The organism is Helicobacter pylori (assembly GCF_002832345.1).
Taxonomy (GTDB): Bacteria; Campylobacterota; Campylobacteria; order Campylobacterales; family Helicobacteraceae; genus Helicobacter; species Helicobacter pylori_CP.
Window position 1 is genome coordinate 1 of the sequence record NZ_PHLZ01000016.1, and the last position, 23,858, is coordinate 23,858.

The following is a 23,858-nucleotide window of genomic DNA, read 5'->3' on the forward strand; positions in this document are numbered from 1 at the left end:
CTTCATTATATTTGCCATTTTCATCAGCCACGCCAATGAATTGAGCCACTTCTTCGCTTCTTTTCGCCACCACATTGATAGGCTTATCCCCATACACTTTAGGCACAAAGTGGGGGTTGTGCTTTAACCACCCAAAGCAGAAATCCCAAATATCTTTAGTGTTTGGGATGAATGCTACCAATTCATGGTATCATATCCCCATACATTCGTATCTAGCGTAGGAAGTGCGCAAAGTTACGCCTTTGGAGATATGATGTGTGAGACCTATAGGGAATGCGTTGGAGCTCAAACTCTGTAAAATCCCTACTATAGGGACACAGAGTGAGAACCAAACTCTCCCTACGGGCAACATCAGCCTAGGAAGCCCAATCGTCTTTAGCGGTTGGGCACTTCACTATCAGTGATAATACAGCTATTAGGCAAAGTCAATAAATTTGGCAAAGCCACACATGCAGTTTTTCCAGCACCAGGGGGTGCAACAATCATCGCTCCTAAGGGCTTGTCATAGCACACATTTCTAAGCTTTGGAAAACCAAATTTACCTAGAATAAAGCCATTATCAAATTGCACCCCTAATCTATGCACCACTTTACAAAAGCCCTCTTTGCTAAAAATTTTAAAGCATTCTATATCTTTAACATTAGCCCATCTCGCATAGCCATGCGAAGTTTCTGTGGTTTTTGGGAAATTGATATAAATCGTAGCCACAAAGGGCATTAAAGAGATTAGCATAGTAAGATAGACTTCAAATTTTAAATCAAAGATGCTTGCCCCATGATAAAGCCCTACAAACACGCTTTGAGAAAAGAAATAAGCCTGTCTCAACGACTTTAAGGCATCAAAAGTGTAATAATTTGCCAAGATAAAAAATAAGGGGATAAGTAAAATGCTGAAAAGCACGCAAAAAGCCTTCACAAATTGCATTTTCATGCGTTGTCCTTTTTTGGCTCAGTAGTAGATTGTTTTTCATTAAGAGCGTTGAGAATTTTTGAAATGGCGTTAAATTCTGTTTGGCTTTTTTGTTCTTTGTAAATTTGAAGTAATAATTCCAAAGAGATTTTTTTACACTCTTCTACATTTTTATTAAGTGTATCCATAACCTTAAAAATCTCTTTTAAGAATGCTAAATTCTGCAAATAAAAGGGTTTGTTATACTTAATGGCAATGTTAGTGTTTTTAGTTAATTGATTGAGATTATTACTATTAGCAATGAGTTCTCTATAGACATGCTGATTGATACTAATGACTTTAAACAAGCTTTCATAAAATTCTTTTGTTTTTAGCGTTTCTTTGCTAGGGTCTAGCCCTAATACAAGATTTTCTATACACTGCGTAACACTAAGCTTTTTGACCTTTAAATAGTTTTCTAAAATATCTTTACACTCATTTGAAATAAAGCAATTGATACGCTTACCCAGCTTTCGTTTGTTTTGATATTTTTTCATAGGCTATCTCTTAAATCTTTTGCTGGTAAGATTTCTTGAATGTATCTGGTGTTAGTGGCTTTATCTAATACAATTTGAACGACAATATCCACACTGCTTTTAAAGAATTTTTTTGCTACATTGACATCTAAACCACTTTTATTCATTTGTAAATTTAAAGCAATCGCCTCTATAACCCCATGCACACTATCTGCATGTAAAGTAGAAACCATGCCTTTATGCCCAGTGTTTCCAAATCTTAAAAAGAGCATGGAATTTCGTGTGTCAATCTCGCCTACCATAAGCCTATCAGGAGACATTCTCATTGCCATATTCAAGGCGTTTTCATAGGTAAATTTAGAGCTTTCAGCTTTATCCACTAACAAGGATTTATGATTTTCAAACGCTCTTAAATCTAATTCTTCGCTATCTTCCAACGCTTACTATTCGTGTGTGTTTGGGGATAAACTCAATTAGCGTTTAAAAAACTCGTTTTTCCACTGCCTGTGCCTCCACTAATGAGTAAGTTTTTGCCCTCAATCATTAAGTTTTGTAAATACTCATAATCGTATTGACAGATACTAGAAAGCTTGAAAGCTTTTAAATCAAACTTTTTATCACTTGGCACTCTAATATTCAAACTCAATTCATTATCCGCACTAATAGCAAAGTGGTTCATGCTCACTCTGTATCTAGAAGTAGGAATGGAAGTATTAAGGGTGGGGTAATTAGCATTAAAAAACAAATCTCTAAAACTCGCTAATTGTTCCCCAAACCCCAGAATAAAGGCTTTGTCTAAATTTTCATCAAAGACTTTTTCTCTTACTCCATTAAGCTTATAGAGCCAAATTTCTTTTTCTTTATTCATAATTAGCTCTGTAATACCGCTATCTAAATAAGGCAATAGCCTTAAAATAGCGTTTCTTAAAGCCCTATAATCTTTGAGTTTGTCTAAGTCCATAGAATTACTTTCTTTTTAATTCTTCAATATTGTTACTAAGCGTTTCAATCTTGTTATCCAAGTGCTTAATGCGTCTTCCAAACTCTCTTTGCAAGCTTTCACGCTTATTGATAGCCTTATCTAACTCATTAGTGCGTCGAACAATTAAATTGGCGTTGTTTTTTAATTCCTTAGCTTTTTGAATATTATTCAATGGCATTTTTTCTACTTCCTTTGGCTCTTGGTTTTGATTATTGGAGTTAATTTCTAACTCGTTTTCTTGCGTGATTTCATCTAACATCATTGGCTCCTTAAAATTAAAATAAATAAGCGTAGTTGAACGCTATGTAGCTAGAATTAGTCGCTTTGGTAAGAAAATTAGAAAACAAGACCTCGCCCTTAAAGTTCCCGTTTTGAACGACAATTTTGCTAGGCACAACTGACTGATAGTTAATTGCTCCTCCAAAGCGATAATTCACTTCAAATTGATGATGGTTTAAGTAATAATGTAGTCCAATAGTGGGATAAAAACCATGATTAAAAATATCTTTAGGTTTATTAGTGATAAACTCACTATGGCTGGTTTTTATGGGGTCTATTTTTGCAAAATAATATTGCATACGCCAGCCAAAGCCCACACTTAATCCTAGTGTATGGCGGTTCTTTTTAATGACATTTAAAAAATCAAACAAATACTTCACATCTATGCCAAAATTTAAAGGCGTGTAATTAGCGCTAACTTTAGATTTGTAAATTTTTATGTCTGTGCTTACATCACTAGGTGTGCCTCCATACAAATGGCTCAAGATTTTAATCCCATGCCTTTTACTAGCTCCAAAATAATGCTGATAACCTATTAATAGTCCCATATTAAAATTAGCGTTTTTAGAAGTCTTGCTATAAGTGAGTAAATCATTTGTAGCATTAGAAATAAAGCTTAAACTTTGTTTTAAACTTGTGTCTGTAATAGCAATTTCTGAGCCTAAGAAAAAGCCATTTTTAGTTTGCATAGCTACTAGGTGTTTTTGAGACTTTTTTTGCTCTTTAACTTCTCTTTTAACTTGACTTTGTAACAACTCAGCACTCTGTAAAGGAGCTGATTGTTGCTTTTTAAGGGTATTTTGTGGAGCAATTTTTTGCTCCATTTTGTGTTCTAATTTCTGTTCTTGAGAAATGTCTTCTTGTTTATTTTCATCAGGCATAATGGCTAAAAAGCCCTCATTAGCTTGCAAATAACCAAGAGTAGTTAAAAACAAGGCTTTCTTTAAATTAGTGTTCATTTTTTTCCTTTCTTAATTGTTTGGGACAACCCAATTGTTGTGCGAAGCGCATGAGTAATTAGCATTAGGCGTCTGTGCCCATGAGCAATATTTACCCTTAGTGCTAGATTTCCAAGCATTTCCAGAGCTAAAGTTATAACTCATACAAAGATTGCCATTCCCATTAGGGCGATAATAAGTCGCTTGCCAATTGGTAAATTCTTGTGTGTTAATGAGTTGTTTAACACCATTATTGAGATTAAGCTTTTGGCTTAATACAGTGAGTTCAAAATTTTTGCGATACTCATCGCTTAAATTAGGGGTATTCACATAGATAGTGGATGGAAAGCGTTTGAGTGTTTTTTGAGCTTGTGAGACATAGTAATACTTATAGGTGTCGTACACAGCATCACTATCGCCCTCATTTCTAGGGCGGATATATCCAATCGTAGTGCCTTGATTGATAGTCTGATATCGTGTAACCCACTTAGCTAGGGTGCGTAAATTACCTTGAGAATAGCCTGTATAGCTGTGTATTTTAGTCCAAGACCCCCATCCATCATTACAATAAGAAGTGGTTATCAATTGATTGCTATTTAAAGACATTTCTTGAATTTCAAAAGTGGTATATTGTTGCAAATCATAATTTGAGCCACTAATAGTGTCTAAATCGCCTACATCTTCGCCTTTAACGCTACTTTCTACATTGATTTTGGTATAAGGTTGGATAATTTTAGGCACTTTACCCATGTCAGAAGTATAATCACAGCCTGTTACGTTGTAGTATTGGTTAGACACCGTATCAAAGATACGAATTTGAGTGGGGCGATAAGCCTCTAATTTAGCGTTATCAAACTGCCATTTACCGCACACATAAGTTTGGTAGCTAAATTTTAAAGGACTAACCACATCATGACTGATAAAGACTTTTTCTTTAGTAATGGGGTTAATATAGTATTGATTAATCACTCTTTGAACAGTGCGAGTGCTTGGGTCATTATTGTATTTAACTAATTGTTCTTGCACATTTGCAAAATCAGTGCAAGGTTTAGCTACATGGATTAAGTTATCAAGCCCACGAAATAAAATTTCTGTTTGAAAAAAACTTGCCATGCCACTTCCATAGCCTTTATTAGTGGTGGTATCTAGCTTGCATTTATTGGCATCTTCATACATAGGAAATTCAAATTGCTCCCCATATAAATCCACACAACCCCCAATGTTAATACTTTTGTTTTCTCTGTTGATAAAATAAAATTGTGTTTGCTTAATGGCTTTCATATTTTCAAAGTCGTAGTTGTATTGACAGACATTGTCATTTCTAAAAGCTTGCATTTTAAAGAAAGAGCCATTTCTATCCACAATGTCTATATTCATCGTATTGCCATTTCTAATAGGAGCGGTGCAAAATTCATTGGTATAATGGCTATCTGCACTAGCAGTGCCTCCATTAGCACTATTACTCCCATTAGCTCCGCTTGTGCCATCAATTCCATTAGTGCCATTAATTCCATTAGCACCACTACCATTTTGAAGTCCGGGGGAATAAGGGAAAGGAATAAAGCCCCCTCCCATACCTCCTATACCTCCGCCTCCACTCATAAAGGGGGTATAGCCACTATTAGAACTCCCACTAGAGCCATTTCCACTCCCAGCAATTGGGGGGAATGGGTTAGAGCCTACGCCTTGATAACCACTTGTGCCATTAGCTCCATTTGCTCCACTACTTCCATTTTCCCCTTTAGCCCCATTATTACCAGAAGTGCCATTAGAGCCAGCGTTATTGCTTGTGCCTCCATAACCACTTGCATATCCCATGCCACTTGCCCCACTCCCACTAAAACCTTTGCCATTTTTACTAGAGACATACGCACTTTTACTCACCCCTATGGCATTAGACATCTCACTATCGTTTTCACCGCCTAAGACAATCCTTGTGCCTTTTTTAAGAACCAGTTTGCTTTTAATTTCTTTAATGGCGTTTGGGGGGCTTTGTAAGGTCTTATAATCATTGCCCTTTTTAATATGAGTTACACTAATAGAAAGATTAGCTCTGTTTTTAGAAACCTTGTAATTACCCATAGCAATGGTATTTTCTTGCACCTTATTACCCACAACAACTAAAGCCTTAAATTCGCTATTTTTTCTTAAATTCCAATCTTGCATAGTCTGAATGACAAGAGCATGGCTATTTGAAAGTGCTACACATAAACTCATTAAAATTTTAAACACATTAGATTTCTTCTTCATTGTTAATTTCCTCTTTTGTTTTGATTGGGGGTTTTTTCTCTTTAAAGAACTCCGCTAAAACCTCCCCATCTTTTGGTTTAGGGATAAAGATGTCTAAATTAGGGCTAATAAACACTCTGCTCCCCTCTCTAATGATGATAATGGGGTTTTGCGCTCCATATTGCCTTAGCATTTGATTGATAACTTGATTGATGCCCATGCCTGTATTTCTAGTGAGTTGCATAAGCAAGTAATCCCCAAAAAAAGGGTTGCCATCACCCTTTCTATTTTGCCTATTAGCTAAGGCTGAAGTAATTCCTATTAAAAGACCATTAGAGAGCGTGTTAGTGAGTAAGGGGATACCATAGCGTTGAAAGTTTCGGCTAATGTATTTGCCTACTAAGCCATTATAACCCTTCACATCAGCCCCCCTTGCGTTAGTGAGCATGATGTTTATGCCTTGAGGCGTGATAATTCTAGTCCAAGCAATGTTAAGGCGGTATTGTCCAATTTGATTGTTATTATTGTAATAGCCTATAACCTTAGAACCTTTAGGGATTAGCACCGCTCTACCCATAGAAGCAAATATATCGCTCTCTACTTGGGCGGTTACTTTTCCAGCAATTTGAGAGCTAGTAGGCGTGATTAAAAAGGCTGGTATCATTCTATCAGCGGTTATGGTTCTTAAAAGCTTATGCTCATTAGTGCCGATGTCTTTATATTTTAAATTAGTAAAACTATCCACGCCATATTCCGTCTCAGGCTTAGTGGCTGGTTTAGTTGGTTCTAAAGGTTTAAGGCGTGTGTTTAAAAATTCTAATTGCTCTTTAGTATGCTTTGGTTTAGGCTTTATTTTAGAGAGGCTTTGTAAAACTTGTTGTAAATGCGTGATAGTATTATTTTGCTGATTAAGATTGTTGTTAAGATGACTATAATCTTTAATGTTAGGATTAGCTGAAACACTAGGATTGGGGCTAGTTTGTGTTGTAGGCTCTTGGGTAGTTACTTCTGGTGTTTCTTTGGCTTTTTCTTTTGGCTCTTCTTTGACTTCTTCAAAGAAATAATCACTTAAAGGGAATTTACTCTCACTTACTTGAAAGATTTCTTCTTTATTGTTATTGTTTGAGCCTTTATTAGCAAGCAATCCTAATGCCATTAAAACAACAAAGCCCCCAACACCTAAGCCTATCTTTTTAAGCAAGGATTGTTTCATCTTGCCCTCTTTGCTATCTTTTCTATACAAAGATAGGCTTTACCAAGCTTTAAATTCCATTGATTTGAGACATCTTCAGCGATTAAGTAATCGCCTACTACTCTGCTATTAACAGGATTATCATAGCCATCTATAACTTTATAAACTACAGGGAATTTACTTCTAGCATTAGAGCGGTTAAATTTAAAATAGGTAAATTGCTCATCATTAAAGATTTGAGTGGGTAAATCATCTTTGTATTTGGATTTGACAACCTTTTTACACATCCATAAGCAATACCATTTGCGTTTTTTCTTGTCTATAATGACATAGCCATATTCCATTTTTTTCTTGTTGATATAGATGTGATTGACATTGTCCCCAATTTTAATGAATTTGCCATCATCTTTGATTTTGGCGGAGTAATCCACATATTTCATTTCATCTTGGCTGTGTCTATGCTCTTTGAAAGTTTTAGTTTGATTGCTAATCACTTTAAAATTTTCTGAAGCCTTTCTAGAATTAGCTAAAGCGTTACTAGGTGGATAGCTAGGGGATTTGAAACGATTTAAAGAAATGGGAGCATTTGCTAACGCTATTTTAGTGGTAGTAGGGTTTTTAGATTTTGTAAGTGGGTTTTGCTCTTTAATATTTGGTGATTTTTTAGTTATCTTTTTAGGGACATTATGGCTTGTTTTAATGTCTTTGTTTTGGGTGCTATGAGTGGGTTTATTTTCTTTGTTGATTTCTTTCTTAGTGGTAGTGAAATTTTTAAAATACTCTTTAGAAGAAATATACACCATTAAGGCTGGGTTTTTAGAGCTAGTATATGTGGTTGAAAACATATAAAAGCTATAGACCTTACCGCTTTTTCCAATAATAGTTAAATTGCTATCTACGCCAATTTGCAAGGGCTTAATGAGTAAGATATTAGAAATTAAATGCTCTTTATCTTCGCCAAGCATTTTAGTAGAAAAGCCTATATCATCGCCTAGAACCACTTGTGCGATTGGCTCATCAAAAATAAAAGTGGTTGTCATAGCATATCTTAGGCGAATATTGAAAGTATCGCCTATGGTGTAGTGGATAAATTGGGCGTTATCTTTGATAGAGCGATTTTTAGCAAAAAAATTGGCTTGGATGGCATTGAAGTTTGTCATAGGTTTTAAAGAATTATCTTCATCGCTATTATCATCGCTTAAAACTTCATCGCTCTTTTGAGTTTGTTTGGAGTTTTCTTTATTTGCATAAGGGCTATTAGCACTAAATGCACTAATAGGCGCATCATTAGGTTTTGAGGTGAGTTTATCATTAACATAATTAGTGGCGTTAGTGATAGTTTGCTTGGTGTTATTAAGAGCGTTATTAGTGAATTGCTTGGCGTTATTTAGCATTGTTTGAGTTTGTGTGTTATTTGGTTGGTTATTTTGTATAGGTGTAGTGGGTTGTGAATAAGGGTTTTGATTTGGCATAGGTGTTTGCATAGAATTAGGCTGTGTGTTGTAGTTAGTGCTAGGTTGTGTTTCTTGGTTAGTCTGGTTATTAAAGGGTTGTAAGGAAACATCGCCTTTTGAATAATCCATAGGCTCATTATAATTTTGAATGTTATTTTCTGCTAATAAGGGAGCTAAGAGCGATAAAGTAAAACTAATTCCCCTAAATGCCCTAATCATTGTTCTTCCTTATTATTAGGCATATTAGCTGGGTTGTTTTGGGGGTTAGTTGGATTTTGTTTTTTGTATTCAATTTTAGAATGGGGTCTTTCCACTTTTTTATAAGTCTTATCTAGGGCTTTAATGCTTGCGATTTCACTCAAGGAATATTTATCTACGATAAAGCCTGTAGGGTTTTTAGGCATAGAACTATAATCAAATTGAATAAGGGGTTTGAAGTGATAGATTAAAGACACTCTGTAGCGTTTTTCAGAGATTAAATAGCCTTTATCAAAGACCTTAGCTACAATATCTGCTACAGCGATATTTTGTTGTTTGCCTTGCTTATAGATAGAAATATTGATGATTTTAATTTCTCTATCCATATTAGAGTTAGAATAGATACTGCCCTTGCCTGATACTAACTGCTCTAAAGTTTTCCACACTTCTTCAGAGCTTTGATCTCTTATGGTTTCATTCAAGCGGATTTTGTCATCAATATGATTGATAGTTTCTCTAGCTGTAATGTAAGAGCCGACTAGATTTCTTAAAAATGCCTCGCCATAATCTACTTTGGTATCCGCTCTTTGCACCACAGCAAAATGCTTATCGCTATTAGCAAAGTCTATAAAATAAGGCGTGTTTTCTTTTAAGGGCATCATAATAAAAATGGCTATACTTAAAGCAATGATACCTATAAGCCCCCCTATAGCTAATCTATACGCTATTTGAGTGTTCTTTCTTTGGATTTCAAACACGCTAGATAAATCTAACTCATCTTTTTTAAAACTCTCTAATTGCGTGTTTATGCTAGATGTGATACTTTCTTGCAACTTATGCGTAACAATGCGTTTTAACTTATGCAAAACCCTTTCTTGAATTTTATTCTCCCATTTTTCAAAAGAGATTTTTTCTAACTCTTGGTTTTTAGCAATGCTTGTTTGAATGCTTTTAATGAGCTCTTCTTGATTTTCTTTGGTATCTTGCTCTAAAAACTCTTCTTGTTGGTTTTTTTCTTGTTCTTCTAAAAACATGCTTAAACTCATAAAAAAGCATTTAGCGTATTCTTTAATATTTTCTTTAGTAAAAGAGCCTATTTCAAAGGAATTTCTAATTCTTTTAAATGCTCTCTAAGTTCTTGCAAATTAGACATGTGTCCCCCTTAAAAAAGAGTTGTTTAAGTCCTTTAACGCACAAGGGGATTTTTTCATTTCTATGAATTTCTCTGAGCATGCACATAGAAACATAGCCACTATCACAAAAACTAAACGCATGATGTTTTTCATTTAAGCACCTTTTCTAAGTGTTTTTTGTCATCAAAATTTTCGTGTTTGTTACTCACAAAGACTTCTCGCCAAGTTTTAGGGTAATGCTTAATGAGATTATCAATGTGTTCTACCATGCTAGAATTAGAGCTAAAGATTTGTAGGTAATTACCCAAAGAACTTAGGCTCACATCTATAATGTTAGATGAGCCATCATTCATGTTTTTGAGTAAGACTTTGTATTCATTAACGGCGGTGTTTTCTAAAAAATGTTTTTCTGTATCGCTTAGTCTAATGCCAAATTTATCGTTTAAATCTCTGGTATCGATATTTCTTTGGGGATACAAAATCAATTGCCCCATATTTTTTATAAAGCTTTGAGCGTTTCTCACTTCGCTTAGTTGGTTAATGTCTTGTAAGGCTAGAACAATCACCCCATTAGCCTTTCTAGCTTGAGTAATGATTTCATTGATTTTTTTATTCATCATTTCATTTTGAGCGTAAGACTTAAACTCATCAATAAAGCATAAAAACCCACGATTGATTTTTAAGGCTCTGTCAATCATCTTATGAAAGACATAGTAGGCTAAAAGCCCAGCGTCATCATCATTATGTAAAATGCTATCGGTATTTATGGTGCTAATACGGGTTTTAAAATCTAGACTATCCATTCGGCTAGAAAATAAGGAAGATTTTAAATAGTCTTCAAAACTACTATCTAAAATGTCTGTATTGGTTTTAACAATGGCATTGACAAACTCTTTTAAATCAAAAGGAAGGGGTAATTCTTGGTTGCTAAATTTGGCTTGTTTGACTTCATCGTTATAATTTCTATACATCGTATCAATAGCATTTAAAAGGGCTGTTCTATCTTCTACTTTATCCTTATGGTCATCATAACTATCCACTTTTGCCATTTGGGCATAAAAATGCAATAAAAAGGCTCTATTAGTTGCGCTATCTTCTAATGAAAAAGGGTTAATATGAAAGTTTTCGCCTTGATTATAAATCCCATCAAAATACTTGGTAAAGGAATACAAACCATTTAGTCTATCAAGAGCTAAAATATCAATGTTAGAATATTTTAAGGCACTCATCATCAAATAGCTAATGAGTGTGGTTTTACCAGCACCTGTTGCTCCTATAATCATGGTATGTCCCACTACTCGTGCGACATTGTGGGCTAACACGCCCTTATGTTTGACTTCTTGATTATGAAAATTAAACAAATAAGGGCTATGGTCTAGGTTCTTAAACACAGATAAGGGCATATCCCCCCAAGAATTTGCTCTAAAACCTGTATTATTTTTCTCAAACAAAATCAAAGATGCTATGACTTGGGAAGTTTGATGTCTCATTCTAGGGTTGATATTGGCGTTATTTGGGAAGAATGAAAAATAAGATGGTTTTAGCCCTATAGTTTCTGTAACACTGCCTAGTCCAGCATTATTAAGCAAGGATAAAATCTCTTTTAAAGACTTGTCTAATTTAGCTTTACTTTTAGCCCTTATAACTAAGTTTAAAGCACACTATTGCATGCTCAAACGATTGGCTTGCACTAATTCTATATAATTATCAATATCAGCTTTTACTATTTTAGAAAGCGTGAGCTTTTTCTTAGTTTTTAAAAAATTCAGGCTTTCAAATTGCCCTAAAAAGCGGATATGAAAGATTAAATCTAGTTCAATTTGGGTGTGTAAAAGAGTAGATATAGGGAGCGAAGAAATTTCTTCGCTCTCATAAGCCTTAATCCCCACACACGCACAAAAGGTGTTTTGATTTTGAAATTCAATGACAAAGTAATCTTTCTTAAAATGCACATTAGATGCAATATAGCTATCGCTTAATCGCTTTAATTTAGGATTAAAGGCGATGTATTTGCCATTGATGTATTCTGCGTAGAAATTTAATACTTCTTTAGAATTTAGTAAAGTGGGTTTAAATTCTTTAAGAGCGTTTTTTACTCTTTCTATGGTTTGAATGAGTAAGGCTCTTTTACTTGTGGTGCTAAAGGTTATCTTTTTTTTTGAACTTGTTTTTCTTGTCTTTTTTAGAGCTTGTGTTTGAATGAGTTTCATTGGAGCTATTTTCATTCTCTTGTTTATCTTCTTTAGAGCTTTCTTCTAACTCTTCATTAATTGAAGTAGTCATTTCCAATTTCTTTTTTTCAAAGAAAGACTTGACATTAGAAGTGATAGTTTCAAACACTAAAAAATACTCTGTTTTATAGATTTCCTTGCTTTCAAATTGTGTGATAATAGCTTTGGCATAAATATTGTCAATATTTGGACTTTGATTGATAAATTCCTTACGCCTTTTAGCCACAATTCTTAATTGAATGTCTTTACTAATGGTGTTGAGAACATTTTGTCTAGTATCAAAATAGCCCTCTAAGTCTTTTTGCATTAAATTAGAATAGCTTAGTCCTTGTAAGGATATAATGCCTACTAGATTTTCTTGTTTGGTAATAATGAAAGTATCATCATACAAGCCTAAAATATTGCACTCCTGTGCCATAGAATAGGTTTTTGGCACAAACCCTGCTAAAAGGTCTATGGCTTTTTCCTTGCAATATTTAAGGGCGCTTTCTAACATTAAGAAGACTTTCTTTTTCTTTTAGGGGTGTTTTATTGCTTTGATTAGCTAAAACAACTTCTTTATGCAACTCATCTACAATATTTCTAATATTAGTAACAAGAATATAGGCATCTAAATAAGCTTCTTTTTTCATTAACGCATTCACACTTGATTTTAAGCTAGAGATAGCTTGTTCTAAGTTGTAAGAAATGGTTAATGGATTAGGTTTTTCTACTAAGACTTCTTTTTGCATATTTTTTCCTTTTAAGCGTAAAATGAATTAGCTTTGGTTTTAATTTTGGAATGAGCGATTAAAATGTCACTTATATCTTCATCAAAGAACTCCGCTATGCTAAAAATTAAGAGAAAGCACACATAAAGCACAAAAGAGTTCAATATATCTAGCCAAGGTATCATAATAAAAGGCACAAATCCTGAGAGTAAAAAACTCTTAGCATTGAGCCAAAGAAATTTTTCTTTGGAGCTGATTTCTTTGAGATTAGAAACTGAAATACCAACTAATTGCATGGGGACTTCTTTTAAAAAATACTCATAAACCAGTTAGCTAAGGCTGGGGCTTTAAAAAAGATTGCAGCACCAATTGCAATAGCAAGCACGGTCATTAAAATTTCTTTCCATCTATCTAAGTTTTTCCATATAAAAATAGCAAGTCCTAAAAAAATAACCATTAAAATGCCTTTAGCCGTAGGGCTAGTGAGCTGTTGTTCAATGGAATTAAAAAAGGTAGTCATATCCGCTTGTAATAAAAGAGGTGAAAAACCTAAAAAGGCGATAAGCTTTCTAAAATGCCTTAATTTTTTCATGCAATGTTCCTTTCTTTTTTAATCACGCAAAATTTCGCTAACACTTTGTAAGTATTTTGATTGAGCTTAAAATCTAAGTGATAAATAACAAGTTCTTCATCAAACTCTAAATTTTCTTCATTGACAACTTGCGTTAAATGAATGATTTGATTTTTTAAGGCTTGTGTCATTTCATAGGTAATAACCTTTAAAACACCGATTTGTTTGATTTGAGCTAAATTCAAAGGCTCTTTGTCTTTTAGTAGGGCAAACTCACTCTCAAAAGTAAAATGCCCTAAGCTATTTTCTAAATGCTTTTCTAGCAATAAAAAATCTTTATCCCATAAATAACTGCAAGTAAGCTCTGTTTGGCTCTCTAAGGTTTTTGCGATTGTCTCTTGTTCTTTGTTTGAATAAAACTTTTCTAAATGCTCTTTTACATTCAGCAATGTTTCATCAATTTGTATGGACTTCTTGTGTAAGATTAGTTTAATCATTGTTTTCCTTTAGTAAATTTGAAAACTCTTCTCTTGTTAATTCATTCTTAGTTTCAGTTGTTGTTATCCAATAAGCTTGTGGATTTTTTTGTAAAGCTTTTTCAAACAAATCCGCTAAAAACTTTTCTTGTGTTTCGGTATCCATTTGCGAAAAATCAATTTGTAAAATCAGTTTGCTGTTTTTCTTATTGAAACAAATATTTAAAGTTGTGCTTGGTGTCATTCTTAAGCACTCTCTTGAAAGTAGTTTGAAACTTTGGGTGAGTTGTTAATAGGTTCGCCTACACATTCTTTGTCTTTTAAAGCCTTTAAGAGATTTTTCTTCACAATGGCTGTTTGATAGAAACAAAGATTAGAAGGAATGTCTTTGTTTGTTAAATCCTTGTAGGATAAAGTGTAAGTGGTATTAGGATTAGAAATAGGCGTGAATTTTAAAACAACATTATTAACTCTTTGCATAAGCTCTTGGCTAGGAATATGCATAACACATTCTTTGTTGTTAATTTTTACTCTCTTAATTTCTTTGGCAAACTTTTCTAAGAAACGCATAATCTGTAAGAAAAAAGGCGATGGGATATTGTTCTTTTGATTAGCTCCTACGTAGTTATAGCCCTCTAATTCTCTGTAATCTTTAAGATACACATACAAGTATCTTTGTTTTCCTTTAATGACTTCAATAAAACCTTGCTCTTCTAATATATTGACATTCTTTCTTAGAGTTCTTGCTACAACTTGCAAAAACATTTTGGCGTAATGTCTATCTAGGGCAATCTTATTAGACTTAGCATTAAATGCGAGCTTGTAGAGTATGTCTAATAATCTTTTAGCTCCTTGTCCGCCTACAAAGCTTATAGAACCTTGCTCATGCATAATGCTAGGATTAAAGAGTTTGTAGTCTAAATCTTTTTTAAATTTGAAATAATGCTCATGCGTGTTTTTAGCATAAGCAAGATTTGCCTTATAAAGTGTGTTTAACTCATCTTTATCTAAATTAGGTTTTAATGTCTTTGCCATAGTTTTCAAGTCTCTTTCTATGAGACTTAGAGACAGAAACTAACATTCTAGTAAGAATGTAATTTATAAAAAATCAATAATAAGGAGCCTATTTATAAAAAAAGAATAAAAAGATATATATAATATAGTAATTGCAACTATAAATATATATTCTCTCTCCCCCTATTAATATTAAATTGTAAAGAAAAATTTTTCCGATTTTTATTCTATAAACAAAAATTTCAAAATTTATGGTAGAATACAGAAATAGTTTTTAAAAAGTTAGTATTAGAAAATTAAGAAGCTTAGAGCTAGCTAAATAATTACATTCTTTTTCTATAAAGATGTATTCTAAGTGCCGCATTGCTAAAAAGTTGCTTTTAGAGAGTAAGGTTCTTTGGATTTAAACGCTCTTTTTTAACTTTATTAACTCCGCATGCAAAAAACGATATGAGATTGAAAAAATTAAAAACATTAAATAATTTGAATTGTAGAATAAAAGATTGGGTTCTTATAAGAGAGAAAGCAAATTTTTTAAGAATGCATTTCATTGTTTCACGCTCCTTAAGTCTTTAACAACCCATTTTAGCCAAAAAAGTTAATACGCATCTAATATCCCATTATTTCGCATTCAAAAGGCGTTTTTTCTTGCTTTAAAAAAGGGCTTTTAAGCTACCAACGCAATTTGCCTGTGCGATTTGGGTTTTCAAGCACCTTTTGCACATCTTGCATGCTTTTAATAGAGAGCGTGCCACCAAAGAGTTGGCAAACACCCTCTAAGGCGTTGTAAATTCGCTCGCCATCACAATAGGCATAAGCCTTTTTGTAATATTCAAAACACGCACCTAATGCCATCAAACGCTCTTTTTGTGTGCTATTAATCAATTTTTCTAACTTTTCTTTTTTTTCCATTAGGGCTGGTAAATGGTTTTCTGCTAGCGAAGCGATCTCTTCAGCACGCATTTTGGCGCGATCTCTAGCCGCAAACACTCCAAAAAGAGAATCTAGCACCATATCAACACTTCTATGACTCACCACCACCGCAAAGGCTGCAGATACGATAGCCAAAATAGGCGCGATAAAGGGAGCTAGAGGGGGTGCAATTAGAGTTAATTTGGCCTCTAAACTCTTTTCTATCCCCACAGCAGCGACAACCCATGCCGCACTAAAAAGAGATTTTAAAATGACTTTGAGCAAATCCCTAAAACTTTTAATCTCTCCTTTAACATAAGAAATAATACCATTGTAAATGGATTTAGCGGAGTTCCTTATGGCTTGCCAAAGCTGACGCAGTGAGCCTGCTACGCTTTTAAAGATTTGCTCTGCAATCCCTACGATCACATCAATCGCCCCAAAGCCTGCCCCACGCTTAAAAGCCGCCTTAAAAGCTTCTAAGGTTTTATTTAAAAGCCGTTTGATTCGCTCCAAAATGCTAGTGTTTGTATCGGTTGTGCGTTGCATATACATGTCTTTAATCTCCCACACAATGCCACCGGCTAAAGTGGAGAGACTCACTACAATCGCATCGCTCAAACCCGCTTGGGCGATATGCCCGCTAGCTACCACACTTTGAGTCATTAGTGTGCTAACTCTAGGGTTTTCACACATCCAGTAGTTAGTCGTGTTGCTAGCATTGAGCTTGTCTAAGGCTTGCTTAGCTCTTTGCCCTTGTTCTCCCCCCTTTATGATCATTTTTTCCAAATTTTCCTTATGGTGCTTGTAATCTTCATTAAGGTATGCGTAAATCCACTCCACTTTCTAAATAGCGTTCTTCCAACAACCCTTTTGTATCTTTAATCACCTTGAGTTGGTCGGCGTTTATCACATTGTTATTTTTATCTAGGGTTACTGTGTCTGTGGTGTTGTGGTTGGTGCGAGCTAGTTCGCCCAGTTCGCCTCTAAAGTCCATGTTTTGCACTTCATCGCCATAAAAGGCTAGAATATGTTCCACTTTGGCTTGATCTTTGGGATTGAGATTTTCTATTTTCTTACCACTCCTTAAAATGCCCTGAACTTTTTTAATGTCACCTAGCGTGTCTATAGTGTAAGTCTTATGCTCCGTGTTTAAAAACGCGTCTTGAATATTGCGTTGCCCTGTTTCTAGCTCTTCAAAGGTTTGTCCATAGTAGTGTGGGTTTTTCTGGTGTCTCTCATAAGCCCTAAAGGTGTCCGCACTCATCCCTACGCTCGCTCCATAAGCCTTATAGGTGTTAAGACTAAAGATATTAAGCCCCAAACGGGCTAAAGTCTGCGTGCCAATTTCTTCGATCACTCTTCATAAAATTCTTTAGTTGCCATGCCTTGCTCCTAGCCTTACTCTTGTAATTTTTATGCGATCAACCCCATCTCTCTTGGATTTTTTTCATCAACTCCGAACACTCTTGTTGGTGTTTTTTGAGTTCTTGCGTGAGCGGGTCAGAATCGTGCATTAAAGGAGTGCTAATAGTGATCGTTAGAGTTTCTGCCTGTTGCATGAGAATTTTAACTTGATTTTTTTCTTCTTGACTCCAAGTATGCACATTAAGCCCCTTGGTTTGCATGCACCTCTCCACGATCCCTAAAACCTCTTGAAACTACTCATCTAAATGATGCAAACCATACTCTTTCTCTTGGGCTTTGCAAACGATGTTACACCAAGTGAGCCCTTCAGATTCCATGCACACAAACGGCATGCACGCTATCATAATAACTCTTTGCATCGTATTTTCTCTCCTTTGCCTTGCTGGCAAAAACAGAAGCTGCTACCGCAATCACAGGTGCGGCCACAATCCCCCCTAAAACCCAAGCCCCTCCAGCCATGCCAAGACCCCCAGCTGCCAAAGAACCTCCTCCAAACCATTCTAAAGTAGCATTAGTCGCTGCTACCCCCTAAAGCACTAATAGCTGTGTCTGTAGAAGCACTACCTACCAATCCTGCAAGCCCACAAGCCCCAAAACCTGCCATTGCCCCAGCTGCTACAGAACCCACCACAGAGCCTAGCGCTGTCCCCAAATCCACAATGGCATCACGGACGCTCACCAAGCGCCGTAAGCTTTCTTTCCCAACAATTTCTTGCCAACTCGCTCTGTCTTCGATATTGAGCTTATCAACAATGCCCTTATAGCGTTCCAAAGAAGTATTGACAATTTTTTCTTGTAACGCTCCTAGACTCTCAAAGGCATTTTGTGCAATCTCTTGCTTTTCTTTAAGTTCTATTTCAGCTTCTTTATAGCGATTTTGTGCTTGATTGTGCAAATCCTCTGCTTCCTTGTTATCATCATAGGCCTAAGCCTTTTTTAACCCCATAACCCGCAACAGCTAATGCAATCCCTCCTAAAATGAATGGTAAAGGCATTGGCTCTCCTTATTTAATTTGGAATGGCTTTGATCTTAAAACCTTTCTTGCGCGTTATTTCGCATTCAAAAGGCGTTTTTCTTTAAAGTCTTGGTATTCTTTGATCGCATAATTCACAAAGGGCTTGATCGCAATCCCACCCCTAGAGACAAAATCCCCATACACTTCCAAATACTTTGGCTCTAGCAATTTGACTAAATCTAGTAAAATCGTATTGATACAACTCTCATGGAAACTCCCATGGTTTCTGTAACTGAATAAATAGAGTTTTAAAGACTTGCTTTCTACCATTTTATCTTTAGGGATGTAGCGGATAAAAATCACGCCAAAATCCGGCTGGGAAGTGATCGGACAAAGGCTTGTAAATTCCTTGCATTCTAGAGTGATTAAGGGGTCTAAATTGGGGTTTGGGTTAGGGAAAGCTTCTAGTAAATCGCTGTTGTATTCAAAAATATAGGGCGTTTTAGCGCCTAAGGATTTGAGGTTTAGTTCAGGGGTCATTAATCTTTCCTTGATTTAAGTTATAATAAGGCTATTTTAACCCATTTTTTAGGAAACTCATGAACAAACGCATAGAAACGATTACGGCTTTATTAGATGAGAAAAAGGCTTTTGATATTACGCATATTGATTTGTCTAAAACCCCCTACTTGGTAGAAGATGTCATTATCGCCACCACGCTAGCGAATAAGCATGCCCTTTCTTTATTAGACGCACTTAAAAACACCCTTAAGCCTTTGGGCGAAGTCTTTTACCAGATAGATGAGTCTAATGAAGAGTGGATTATTTTGGATTTGGGGGATTTGATGATCCATCTATTCACAGAAGAATGCCGTAAAAAATTTGATTTAGAAGGGTTTTTGAACGCTTATAAAAGGGAGATTCCTTATCAAAACGCCTAAGAAACTCATCGCACTTTTAGGGCCTAGCGGGAGCGGAAAAAGCACTCTTTCCATTGAATTAGCCCAAGAATTGGACGCTGAAATCTTTTCTTTGGATTCTTTGAGTATTTATAAAGACATTAATATCGCTTCGGCTAAACCGAGCTTAAAAGAGCGAAAAAATATCAAGCATTACGCCCTAGACTACCTTAACATTGATGAAAAAAATAACGCCCTCCTTTTTAAAACCCTTTTAGAGGACGCCATGAGAGTATCCCAAAAAGAGATTTTACTCATTGTGGGAGGGAGCAGCTTTTACCTCAAATCCATTTTAGAAGGTTTGAGCCGCATGCCAAAACTGAGCAGTGAAGAGGTTGTAAAAATAGAGCGAGAAATCAGCACCCTAGCTGACCCTTACGCATTTTTAAAATCCATTGACCCTAACATGGCTTTTAAAATCCATCCAAACGACACTTACCGCATCCATAAGGCTTTAGAAATCTTTTATGCCACCCACACGCCCCCAAGCGAGTATTTTAAGGCTAACCCTAAAAAACCCTTTGAGCATGCCATCTCAGTATTCGCTCTGTCTATTGAAAAAAACGCGCTCCATAACAACATCAAACAGCGCACCAAAAACATGCTCCATTTAGGGCTTATTGAAGAAATCAAAGCCCTCTATACTCAATACCCTAAAGATTCGCAGCCTTTTAAAGCCATAGGCGTTAAAGAGAGCGTTCTTTTTTTAGAAAAACAACTCACTTTAAAGGAGCTAGAAGAAGCGATTATCTCTAACACCATCAAATTAGCCAAGCGCCAAAACACTTTCAATAAAACCCAATTCAATAACCTTTACACAGGGAGCGTTAAAGAAGTTAGGCATGCGATTTTAAAACACTCAAAAAGCGGTATTAAAGGATAATCTAATGGATACGCAAAACTTACCCGATCAAATTATCCCTATTTTTATGAGTTTTGATAAAAATTACGCGCTAGGGGCAGGAGTTTGCCTTTATTCGTTACTCTCCCATGCGAGCAGGCACACAAGCACGATAGACTTTAGCCCCTTAAATCAAAGCAACCAACTTTTAGGCGCTAACATCGTGTATAAAATCCATTGTTTGGTTAAAGGGGTTACTTTAGAGCAGCAAAACAAGCTTTTAAAAACCATTGAGCCTTTTAAAACATTCGCTTCATTAGAGTTTATCCATATCAATTCGCTGGATCATTCCATAGAAAGCTATCTCAATGAGTCTTGCTCCAAGCGTTATGGCGGGCTTCTTGTTTTGTGCCGGCTTTTGCTTGCTTCACTCTTCCCTAATTATTCTAAAATCATTTCCATAGATGTGGATACGGTGTTTTTAGGCGATGTTGCAAGCGCTTATTTTGCGCTAGATAATGACCCCACTAAATCACTTGGCATGGTGAGAGACACTTTTTCCCACCTTCCTTTTGAAGCCTTTTGTGATTTTTGCGAGCGTGCTTGTAAGAATTTTAAGATTGATTTTTCACGCTTTAGCCCAAACGAGTTACAACGCATCCATCAAGGCTTTAACATGGGCTTTTTGGTAGCGCATCTGGATCGGTGGCGCCAAGACGGGTTTGAAAAAACCGCCTTGGAATTTCTAAAAACTAGGGGGAAAGACCTTTTCTACCCTGAGCAGTGTTTAATCAATATGGTGTTTTGGGAGCGCATTTTAGAATTGCCTATTTATTATAATTGTTATTCTGATTTTTTCAACCAACACTACCCTAAAAACATCATCATGCTCCATTTCATCAAATACAAGCCGTGGCGTTCTGTCAGTTCTTTAAACGGGCGTTTGATTTGCTATGAAGCTGAAGCGGGTTTTTGGCTCGCCAACCTTTTTTGCACCCCTTTTAAAAACGATTTTTTTAAAGAACGCCTTGAAATGGCCAAAGACCAACAAATGCAATCTTTTAAAACCCACATAAGATCGCAAACGATTAGAAATTATTTGGGTTTTAGGGTAAAAAATATTTTGAAAAAAGTTTTCAAACCCACTTAAAGGACGGAAAAACGATTGAAGTTTTTAAAATTCTTTGCAAATAGCGTCATTTTAGATGAAAAATTTTTAATGTTTCTCTTGTGTAACGCTCTTTCTAACACTTACAAAAATAGCGATTTGTTTTCTTTCTCTAAAGGTTTTTTAGGCGCTTTTTTAATCGGGTTTGTGGTGTATTATGTTGCCGTGCTAATCCCTAAAAAGCGCTTGCAACATTCATTAGAATGGCTGTTTATAGGAAGCGGTATTGTTTTTAGCGTCGCAGAAATTTTTACGCTGTTTATGTTTAAAATGCCTTTTTCCAAAGGATTGATTGACACACTTTTAGCCACAAACAGCTCTGAAACGATGGCGTTTGTAAAAAGCTATAAAAATTATTTGTTTTACTACGCTTTGATTTTGATCGCTTTGTTGATCGCTATTAAAATCATTCGTTTTAGAGTGCTTGTGCCTAGTGTGATAGCGAGCGTTTTAGGGCTTTCTATCCTTACAATAGGGAGCGTTCGTAACGTTAAACACCTTACAGAGAATGATGCGATTTTAAAAAGATCATTGTTTTCTCTTTCCTTAACTAGGGGGTTTTATTCCGCCTATTTGAGCTTGTTTGATCGCCAACAAGCCATAAAATTTTATAGCTTTTTAAATAACCTTTATTTACCAAACGGCTATCTTTCTAGCACGGGTGATGTTGAAAATGTCGTCTTAGTCATCGGTGAAAGCGCGAGCAGAAATTTCATGCAACTCTATGGCTATAACGCCCCTAATAACCCCTTATTGAGCGAACTCGCCAACGAGAGAGAGAGAGAGTAACAACCTGTTCGTGTTTTCTGACACGATAAGCAAAGAAGCCCACACCTCTGATGTCTTTGAAAACTTGCTCAATTATAGCAACGCTGAAATGAATAAGCCTTGGTATCATTACCACAACATGATAGACATTTTCAAGCGATCCCATTATGAAACTTTTTGGTTAGAAAAACAAATCGTCGATGAATGGGGGATCACACAAAATCTAGTCTCTAATCGTTCTAAAAACCGCTACTATATTTTAGGAAACTATGGTGCATACGATGAAGAGCTAGTGAAATTTTATTCTAAAAATGTCCAGCCAAAATTAAAAAGCAAGAATTTTATCGTGTTCCATTTGCTTGGCTCTCATTCTTGGTATGCCGATCGTTTCCCTAAAAGCTTCGCCAAATTCAAACCAAGCGATTTGTCTTTTTCTAATTTGCATGCGAGCAATGATAGAGACAAACAAATCGTTGCCGATTATGTCAATTCGCTTTATTATAACGACTTTGTTTTGAATGGGATTTTTAACCTCTTTAAAGATAAAGACGCTATTGTGTTTTATTTGAGCGATCATGCTCAAGATATTTTTGAAAGCGGCCCTACTTATGGGCATAGCTGTTCTAAAGCGGGATTAGAAATCCCTTTTATGATTTATGTGAGCGATATTTTTAAAGAAAAACACCCCGAGAAAGTGAAGTTGATTAAAAACGCTTTAAACAAACCTTTCATGAGCGATGATTTAATCCATTCTCTTTTGCCTTTGGTGGGCATTCACACTAAAGATGAAATAGAGAGTAAAAACCTTTTTAGCCCTAAATTTGACTCTCAAAGGAAAAGGGCTGTTTGTTATGGCAGCATGAATTATGATAGGACTAAATAATAATAAGGCTCTGTTCTCATTAATAGGGATAAGCTTGATTCCACATAAAGCCTTTCAACCCTACCTTAAAATCTTCACTTCTTCTTCTAAATGAATGCCGTATTCTTGTAACACTCTGGCTTTAGCGAGTTCTATCAAATCCAGCGCTTCTTCAAATTCTGCACCCCCCAAATTCACCAAAAAATTCGCATGCTCTTTAGCAAAGCCCACTCTTTTTAAGCGATAACCCCTTAAGCCCGCACCCTCTAAAAGCCTGCCCGCATAATCGTTAGGCGGGTTTTTGAAACAGCTCCCAAAATTAGGCAATTTGGGATGGCTTTTGCGCATGCTTTTACACGCTTTTAAAACTTCTTGTCTAAAGCCATGCGTTTTTTTAAACCTCGCCCTTAAAACAACGCCATTGAATTTGCTGCTGCGATAATCTAATCCTAGCGCTCCACTCCCTAGCCATTCATTATTAATGCAAGCGCTTTCTAAAACATTTTTGATTTCAAATTCTTTCATGCCGGCATTCATTTTAACTAACGCCCCTAAAGTGCCAGGCAATTGCCCTAAAAACTCCAAACCCTCTAAATCATTCGCCCTAAAATAATTAAAAATTTTAGAAGAATTCGTCGCTCCCCCTATTTCAACGCATTCGCCTTTATCGCAAATGTAATCGTAGTTTGGGCCTAAAAGGGCGAGATTTTTCGCGCTAGGGGCGATTAAAAGGTTGTTCGCTAAACCGATGATCTGGTGTTCTTGAGAAATTTCATTATCGTTTTCTAAAACGCTCACTTTTAAAAGCGCGCCGATTTTCACGCTGCTGTAACGAGAAAAATCAATGGTTTTTTCTAGCATTTGCTAGCCTATGATTTTAGGAATGAGCTTGATTAAGGTTTTGGTGTAATCTAAAAGCATGTTCGTCATCCACGGCATGGTTAAAATCAGCACCCCAATCACGGCTAAAATCTTAGGCACAAAAGACAAAGTCATTTCATTGATTTGAGTGGTCGCTTGAAAAATACTGACTAATAGCCCCACCACCAAGCCCGCTAGTAATACCGGTAAAGAAATCATCAAAGTGATTTTATAAGTCTCAATGGCGAGTTTCATGAGTTGTGATTCCATAA

21 protein-coding genes and 9 pseudogenes are annotated in these 23,858 nt (G+C 35.8%); 5 read left to right on the forward strand and 25 right to left on the reverse strand.

Annotated features, from left to right (window positions below; genetic code table 11):
• From CXY28_RS08620 to queF, 23 genes and pseudogenes are all read right to left on the reverse strand, one after another.
• Window positions 1-127, reverse strand: a pseudogene (locus CXY28_RS08620) (helicase); the annotation flags it as partial.
• 269 nt (window positions 128-396) lie between these two features.
• A pseudogene (locus tag CXY28_RS05425) lies at window positions 397-930 on the reverse strand (type IV secretory system conjugative DNA transfer family protein); the annotation flags it as partial.
• Window positions 927-1,445, reverse strand: a complete 519-nt coding sequence (locus tag CXY28_RS05430; protein ID WP_100976948.1) for a replication regulatory RepB family protein — start codon at window positions 1,443-1,445, stop codon at window positions 927-929. The gene CXY28_RS05430 and the pseudogene CXY28_RS05425, both read right to left, overlap by 4 nt.
• Window positions 1,442-2,385 (reverse strand): annotated as a pseudogene (locus CXY28_RS05435) (CpaF/VirB11 family protein). Before CXY28_RS05435 ends, CXY28_RS05430 begins: the two are co-directional and overlap by 4 nt.
• 4 nt (window positions 2,386-2,389) lie before the next feature.
• Window positions 2,390-2,665 (reverse strand): hypothetical protein, encoded by a 276-nt coding sequence (locus CXY28_RS05440; RefSeq protein ID WP_100976947.1) that lies wholly within the window; start codon window positions 2,663-2,665, stop codon window positions 2,390-2,392.
• A 16-nt stretch (window positions 2,666-2,681) separates the two neighbouring features.
• Complete coding sequence (locus CXY28_RS05445; protein WP_100976946.1) at window positions 2,682-3,644, reverse strand: hypothetical protein; 963 nt, start codon at window positions 3,642-3,644, stop codon at window positions 2,682-2,684.
• 12 nt (window positions 3,645-3,656) lie between these two features.
• Window positions 3,657-5,873 (reverse strand): RGS domain-containing GTPase-activating protein, encoded by a 2,217-nt coding sequence (locus tag CXY28_RS05450; protein WP_100979853.1) that lies wholly within the window; start codon window positions 5,871-5,873, stop codon window positions 3,657-3,659.
• The gene (locus CXY28_RS05455; protein ID WP_100979855.1) at window positions 5,857-7,065 is read right to left on the reverse strand and encodes a DNA type IV secretion system protein ComB10; all 1,209 of its coding nucleotides are present in this window, start codon (window positions 7,063-7,065) and stop codon (window positions 5,857-5,859) included. Before CXY28_RS05455 ends, CXY28_RS05450 begins: the two co-directional genes overlap by 17 nt.
• Window positions 7,062-8,717, reverse strand: coding sequence for a TrbG/VirB9 family P-type conjugative transfer protein (locus CXY28_RS05460; RefSeq protein WP_100976944.1), 1,656 nt, complete (start codon window positions 8,715-8,717; stop codon window positions 7,062-7,064). Before CXY28_RS05460 ends, CXY28_RS05455 begins: the two co-directional genes overlap by 4 nt.
• A pseudogene (locus CXY28_RS05465) lies at window positions 8,714-9,849 on the reverse strand (VirB8/TrbF family protein). Before CXY28_RS05465 ends, CXY28_RS05460 begins: the two are co-directional and overlap by 4 nt.
• Window positions 9,842-9,982: a hypothetical protein gene (locus tag CXY28_RS08770; RefSeq protein WP_000789926.1), complete on the reverse strand. Its 141-nt coding sequence runs from the start codon at window positions 9,980-9,982 to the stop codon at window positions 9,842-9,844. Before CXY28_RS08770 ends, CXY28_RS05465 begins: the two are co-directional and overlap by 8 nt.
• Window positions 9,979-12,556 (reverse strand): annotated as a pseudogene (locus tag CXY28_RS05475) (VirB4 family type IV secretion/conjugal transfer ATPase). Before CXY28_RS05475 ends, CXY28_RS08770 begins: the two are co-directional and overlap by 4 nt.
• Window positions 12,556-12,791, reverse strand: a pseudogene (locus CXY28_RS05480) (hypothetical protein). Before CXY28_RS05480 ends, CXY28_RS05475 begins: the two co-directional pseudogenes overlap by 1 nt.
• An 11-nt stretch (window positions 12,792-12,802) precedes the next feature.
• Entirely contained in the window at window positions 12,803-13,066 is a 264-nt protein-coding gene (locus CXY28_RS05485) for a hypothetical protein (protein WP_001177716.1), read from the reverse strand.
• A gap of 11 nt (window positions 13,067-13,077) precedes the next feature.
• Window positions 13,078-13,362 carry a TrbC/VirB2 family protein gene (locus tag CXY28_RS05490; protein WP_000736106.1) on the reverse strand — a complete coding sequence of 95 codons (285 nt, stop codon included), beginning with the start codon at window positions 13,360-13,362 and terminating at the stop codon, window positions 13,078-13,080.
• A complete protein-coding gene (locus CXY28_RS05495; protein WP_100977689.1) occupies window positions 13,359-13,838 on the reverse strand; it encodes a hypothetical protein in 480 nt (159 codons plus the stop codon). The genes CXY28_RS05490 and CXY28_RS05495 overlap by 4 nt, the downstream gene beginning before the upstream one ends.
• A complete protein-coding gene (locus tag CXY28_RS05500) occupies window positions 13,831-14,061 on the reverse strand; it encodes a hypothetical protein (protein ID WP_100977688.1) in 231 nt (76 codons plus the stop codon). The genes CXY28_RS05495 and CXY28_RS05500 overlap by 8 nt, the downstream gene beginning before the upstream one ends.
• A 2-nt stretch (window positions 14,062-14,063) precedes the next feature.
• Entirely contained in the window at window positions 14,064-14,852 is a 789-nt protein-coding gene (locus tag CXY28_RS05505) for a hypothetical protein (RefSeq protein ID WP_001140579.1), read from the reverse strand.
• Window positions 14,830-14,910: pseudogene (locus CXY28_RS09080) on the reverse strand (AAA family ATPase); the annotation flags it as partial. The gene CXY28_RS05505 and the pseudogene CXY28_RS09080, both read right to left, overlap by 23 nt.
• Window positions 14,911-15,503: 593 nt before the next feature.
• Window positions 15,504-16,523 (reverse strand): hypothetical protein, encoded by a 1,020-nt coding sequence (locus CXY28_RS05515; protein WP_232728134.1) that lies wholly within the window; start codon window positions 16,521-16,523, stop codon window positions 15,504-15,506.
• Window positions 16,524-16,560: 37 nt separating this feature from the next.
• A complete protein-coding gene (locus CXY28_RS05520; protein ID WP_015643690.1) occupies window positions 16,561-17,103 on the reverse strand; it encodes a hypothetical protein in 543 nt (180 codons plus the stop codon).
• A 64-nt stretch (window positions 17,104-17,167) separates the two neighbouring features.
• Window positions 17,168-18,166, reverse strand: a pseudogene (locus tag CXY28_RS08970) (hypothetical protein).
• 54 nt (window positions 18,167-18,220) lie between these two features.
• Complete coding sequence (queF, locus tag CXY28_RS05530) at window positions 18,221-18,667, reverse strand: preQ(1) synthase (protein WP_000187099.1); 447 nt, start codon at window positions 18,665-18,667, stop codon at window positions 18,221-18,223.
• A 59-nt stretch (window positions 18,668-18,726) separates the two neighbouring features.
• Here queF and rsfS point away from each other — a divergent pair, with 59 nt between their 5' ends.
• The 5 genes and pseudogenes from rsfS (at window position 18,727) to CXY28_RS05555 (ending at window position 22,746) form a co-directional block, all read left to right on the forward strand.
• Window positions 18,727-19,068, forward strand: a complete 342-nt coding sequence (gene rsfS / locus CXY28_RS05535; RefSeq protein ID WP_001042225.1) for a ribosome silencing factor — start codon at window positions 18,727-18,729, stop codon at window positions 19,066-19,068.
• 7 nt (window positions 19,069-19,075) lie between these two features.
• Window positions 19,076-19,969 carry a tRNA (adenosine(37)-N6)-dimethylallyltransferase MiaA gene (miaA, locus tag CXY28_RS05540; RefSeq protein ID WP_100979857.1) on the forward strand — a complete coding sequence of 298 codons (894 nt, stop codon included), beginning with the start codon at window positions 19,076-19,078 and terminating at the stop codon, window positions 19,967-19,969.
• A gap of 4 nt (window positions 19,970-19,973) precedes the next feature.
• Window positions 19,974-21,077 carry a glycosyltransferase family 8 protein gene (locus CXY28_RS05545; RefSeq protein ID WP_100979858.1) on the forward strand — a complete coding sequence of 368 codons (1,104 nt, stop codon included), beginning with the start codon at window positions 19,974-19,976 and terminating at the stop codon, window positions 21,075-21,077.
• A gap of 15 nt (window positions 21,078-21,092) precedes the next feature.
• A pseudogene (locus tag CXY28_RS05550) lies at window positions 21,093-21,913 on the forward strand (sulfatase-like hydrolase/transferase).
• Window positions 21,895-22,746 (forward strand): phosphoethanolamine transferase, encoded by an 852-nt coding sequence (locus CXY28_RS05555; protein ID WP_100972096.1) that lies wholly within the window; start codon window positions 21,895-21,897, stop codon window positions 22,744-22,746. The pseudogene CXY28_RS05550 and the gene CXY28_RS05555 overlap by 19 nt, the downstream one beginning before the upstream one ends.
• 60 nt (window positions 22,747-22,806) lie before the next feature.
• On the opposite strand, the gene CXY28_RS05560 is transcribed toward CXY28_RS05555, so the two are convergent.
• Both CXY28_RS05560 and fliQ read right to left on the reverse strand, forming a co-directional pair.
• Window positions 22,807-23,586 (reverse strand): UDP-N-acetylmuramate dehydrogenase, encoded by a 780-nt coding sequence (locus CXY28_RS05560; RefSeq protein ID WP_100979862.1) that lies wholly within the window; start codon window positions 23,584-23,586, stop codon window positions 22,807-22,809.
• Window positions 23,587-23,589: 3 nt separating this feature from the next.
• The gene (gene fliQ, locus CXY28_RS05565; protein ID WP_000445741.1) at window positions 23,590-23,856 is read right to left on the reverse strand and encodes a flagellar biosynthesis protein FliQ; all 267 of its coding nucleotides are present in this window, start codon (window positions 23,854-23,856) and stop codon (window positions 23,590-23,592) included.
• Between the last annotated feature and the right edge of the window lie 2 nt (window positions 23,857-23,858).

What these genes read in the sequence shown, in the direction of transcription:
- CXY28_RS05505 (WP_001140579.1), bottom strand. Translation starts at nt 14,852, where the DNA reads ATGGCAAAGACATTAAAACCTAATTTAGATAAAGATGAGTTAAACACA.
- CXY28_RS05490 (WP_000736106.1), bottom strand. Translation starts at nt 13,362, where the DNA reads ATGAAAAAATTAAGGCATTTTAGAAAGCTTATCGCCTTTTTAGGTTTT.
- CXY28_RS05450 (WP_100979853.1), bottom strand. Translation starts at nt 5,873, where the DNA reads ATGAAGAAGAAATCTAATGTGTTTAAAATTTTAATGAGTTTATGTGTA.
- fliQ (WP_000445741.1), bottom strand. Translation starts at nt 23,856, where the DNA reads ATGGAATCACAACTCATGAAACTCGCCATTGAGACTTATAAAATCACT.
- CXY28_RS05500 (WP_100977688.1), bottom strand. Translation starts at nt 14,061, where the DNA reads ATGACACCAAGCACAACTTTAAATATTTGTTTCAATAAGAAAAACAGC.
- CXY28_RS05560 (WP_100979862.1), bottom strand. Translation starts at nt 23,586, where the DNA reads ATGCTAGAAAAAACCATTGATTTTTCTCGTTACAGCAGCGTGAAAATC.
- CXY28_RS05515 (WP_232728134.1), bottom strand. Translation starts at nt 16,523, where the DNA reads ATGATCATAAAGGGGGGAGAACAAGGGCAAAGAGCTAAGCAAGCCTTA.
- rsfS (WP_001042225.1), top strand. Translation starts at nt 18,727, where the DNA reads ATGAACAAACGCATAGAAACGATTACGGCTTTATTAGATGAGAAAAAG.
- CXY28_RS05455 (WP_100979855.1), bottom strand. Translation starts at nt 7,065, where the DNA reads ATGAAACAATCCTTGCTTAAAAAGATAGGCTTAGGTGTTGGGGGCTTT.
- CXY28_RS05460 (WP_100976944.1), bottom strand. Translation starts at nt 8,717, where the DNA reads ATGATTAGGGCATTTAGGGGAATTAGTTTTACTTTATCGCTCTTAGCT.
- CXY28_RS05495 (WP_100977689.1), bottom strand. Translation starts at nt 13,838, where the DNA reads ATGATTAAACTAATCTTACACAAGAAGTCCATACAAATTGATGAAACA.
- CXY28_RS05545 (WP_100979858.1), top strand. Translation starts at nt 19,974, where the DNA reads ATGGATACGCAAAACTTACCCGATCAAATTATCCCTATTTTTATGAGT.
- CXY28_RS05485 (WP_001177716.1), bottom strand. Translation starts at nt 13,066, where the DNA reads ATGCAATTAGTTGGTATTTCAGTTTCTAATCTCAAAGAAATCAGCTCC.
- CXY28_RS05430 (WP_100976948.1), bottom strand. Translation starts at nt 1,445, where the DNA reads ATGAAAAAATATCAAAACAAACGAAAGCTGGGTAAGCGTATCAATTGC.
- CXY28_RS05445 (WP_100976946.1), bottom strand. Translation starts at nt 3,644, where the DNA reads ATGAACACTAATTTAAAGAAAGCCTTGTTTTTAACTACTCTTGGTTAT.
- CXY28_RS08770 (WP_000789926.1), bottom strand. Translation starts at nt 9,982, where the DNA reads ATGAAAAACATCATGCGTTTAGTTTTTGTGATAGTGGCTATGTTTCTA.
- CXY28_RS05440 (WP_100976947.1), bottom strand. Translation starts at nt 2,665, where the DNA reads ATGTTAGATGAAATCACGCAAGAAAACGAGTTAGAAATTAACTCCAAT.
- queF (WP_000187099.1), bottom strand. Translation starts at nt 18,667, where the DNA reads ATGACCCCTGAACTAAACCTCAAATCCTTAGGCGCTAAAACGCCCTAT.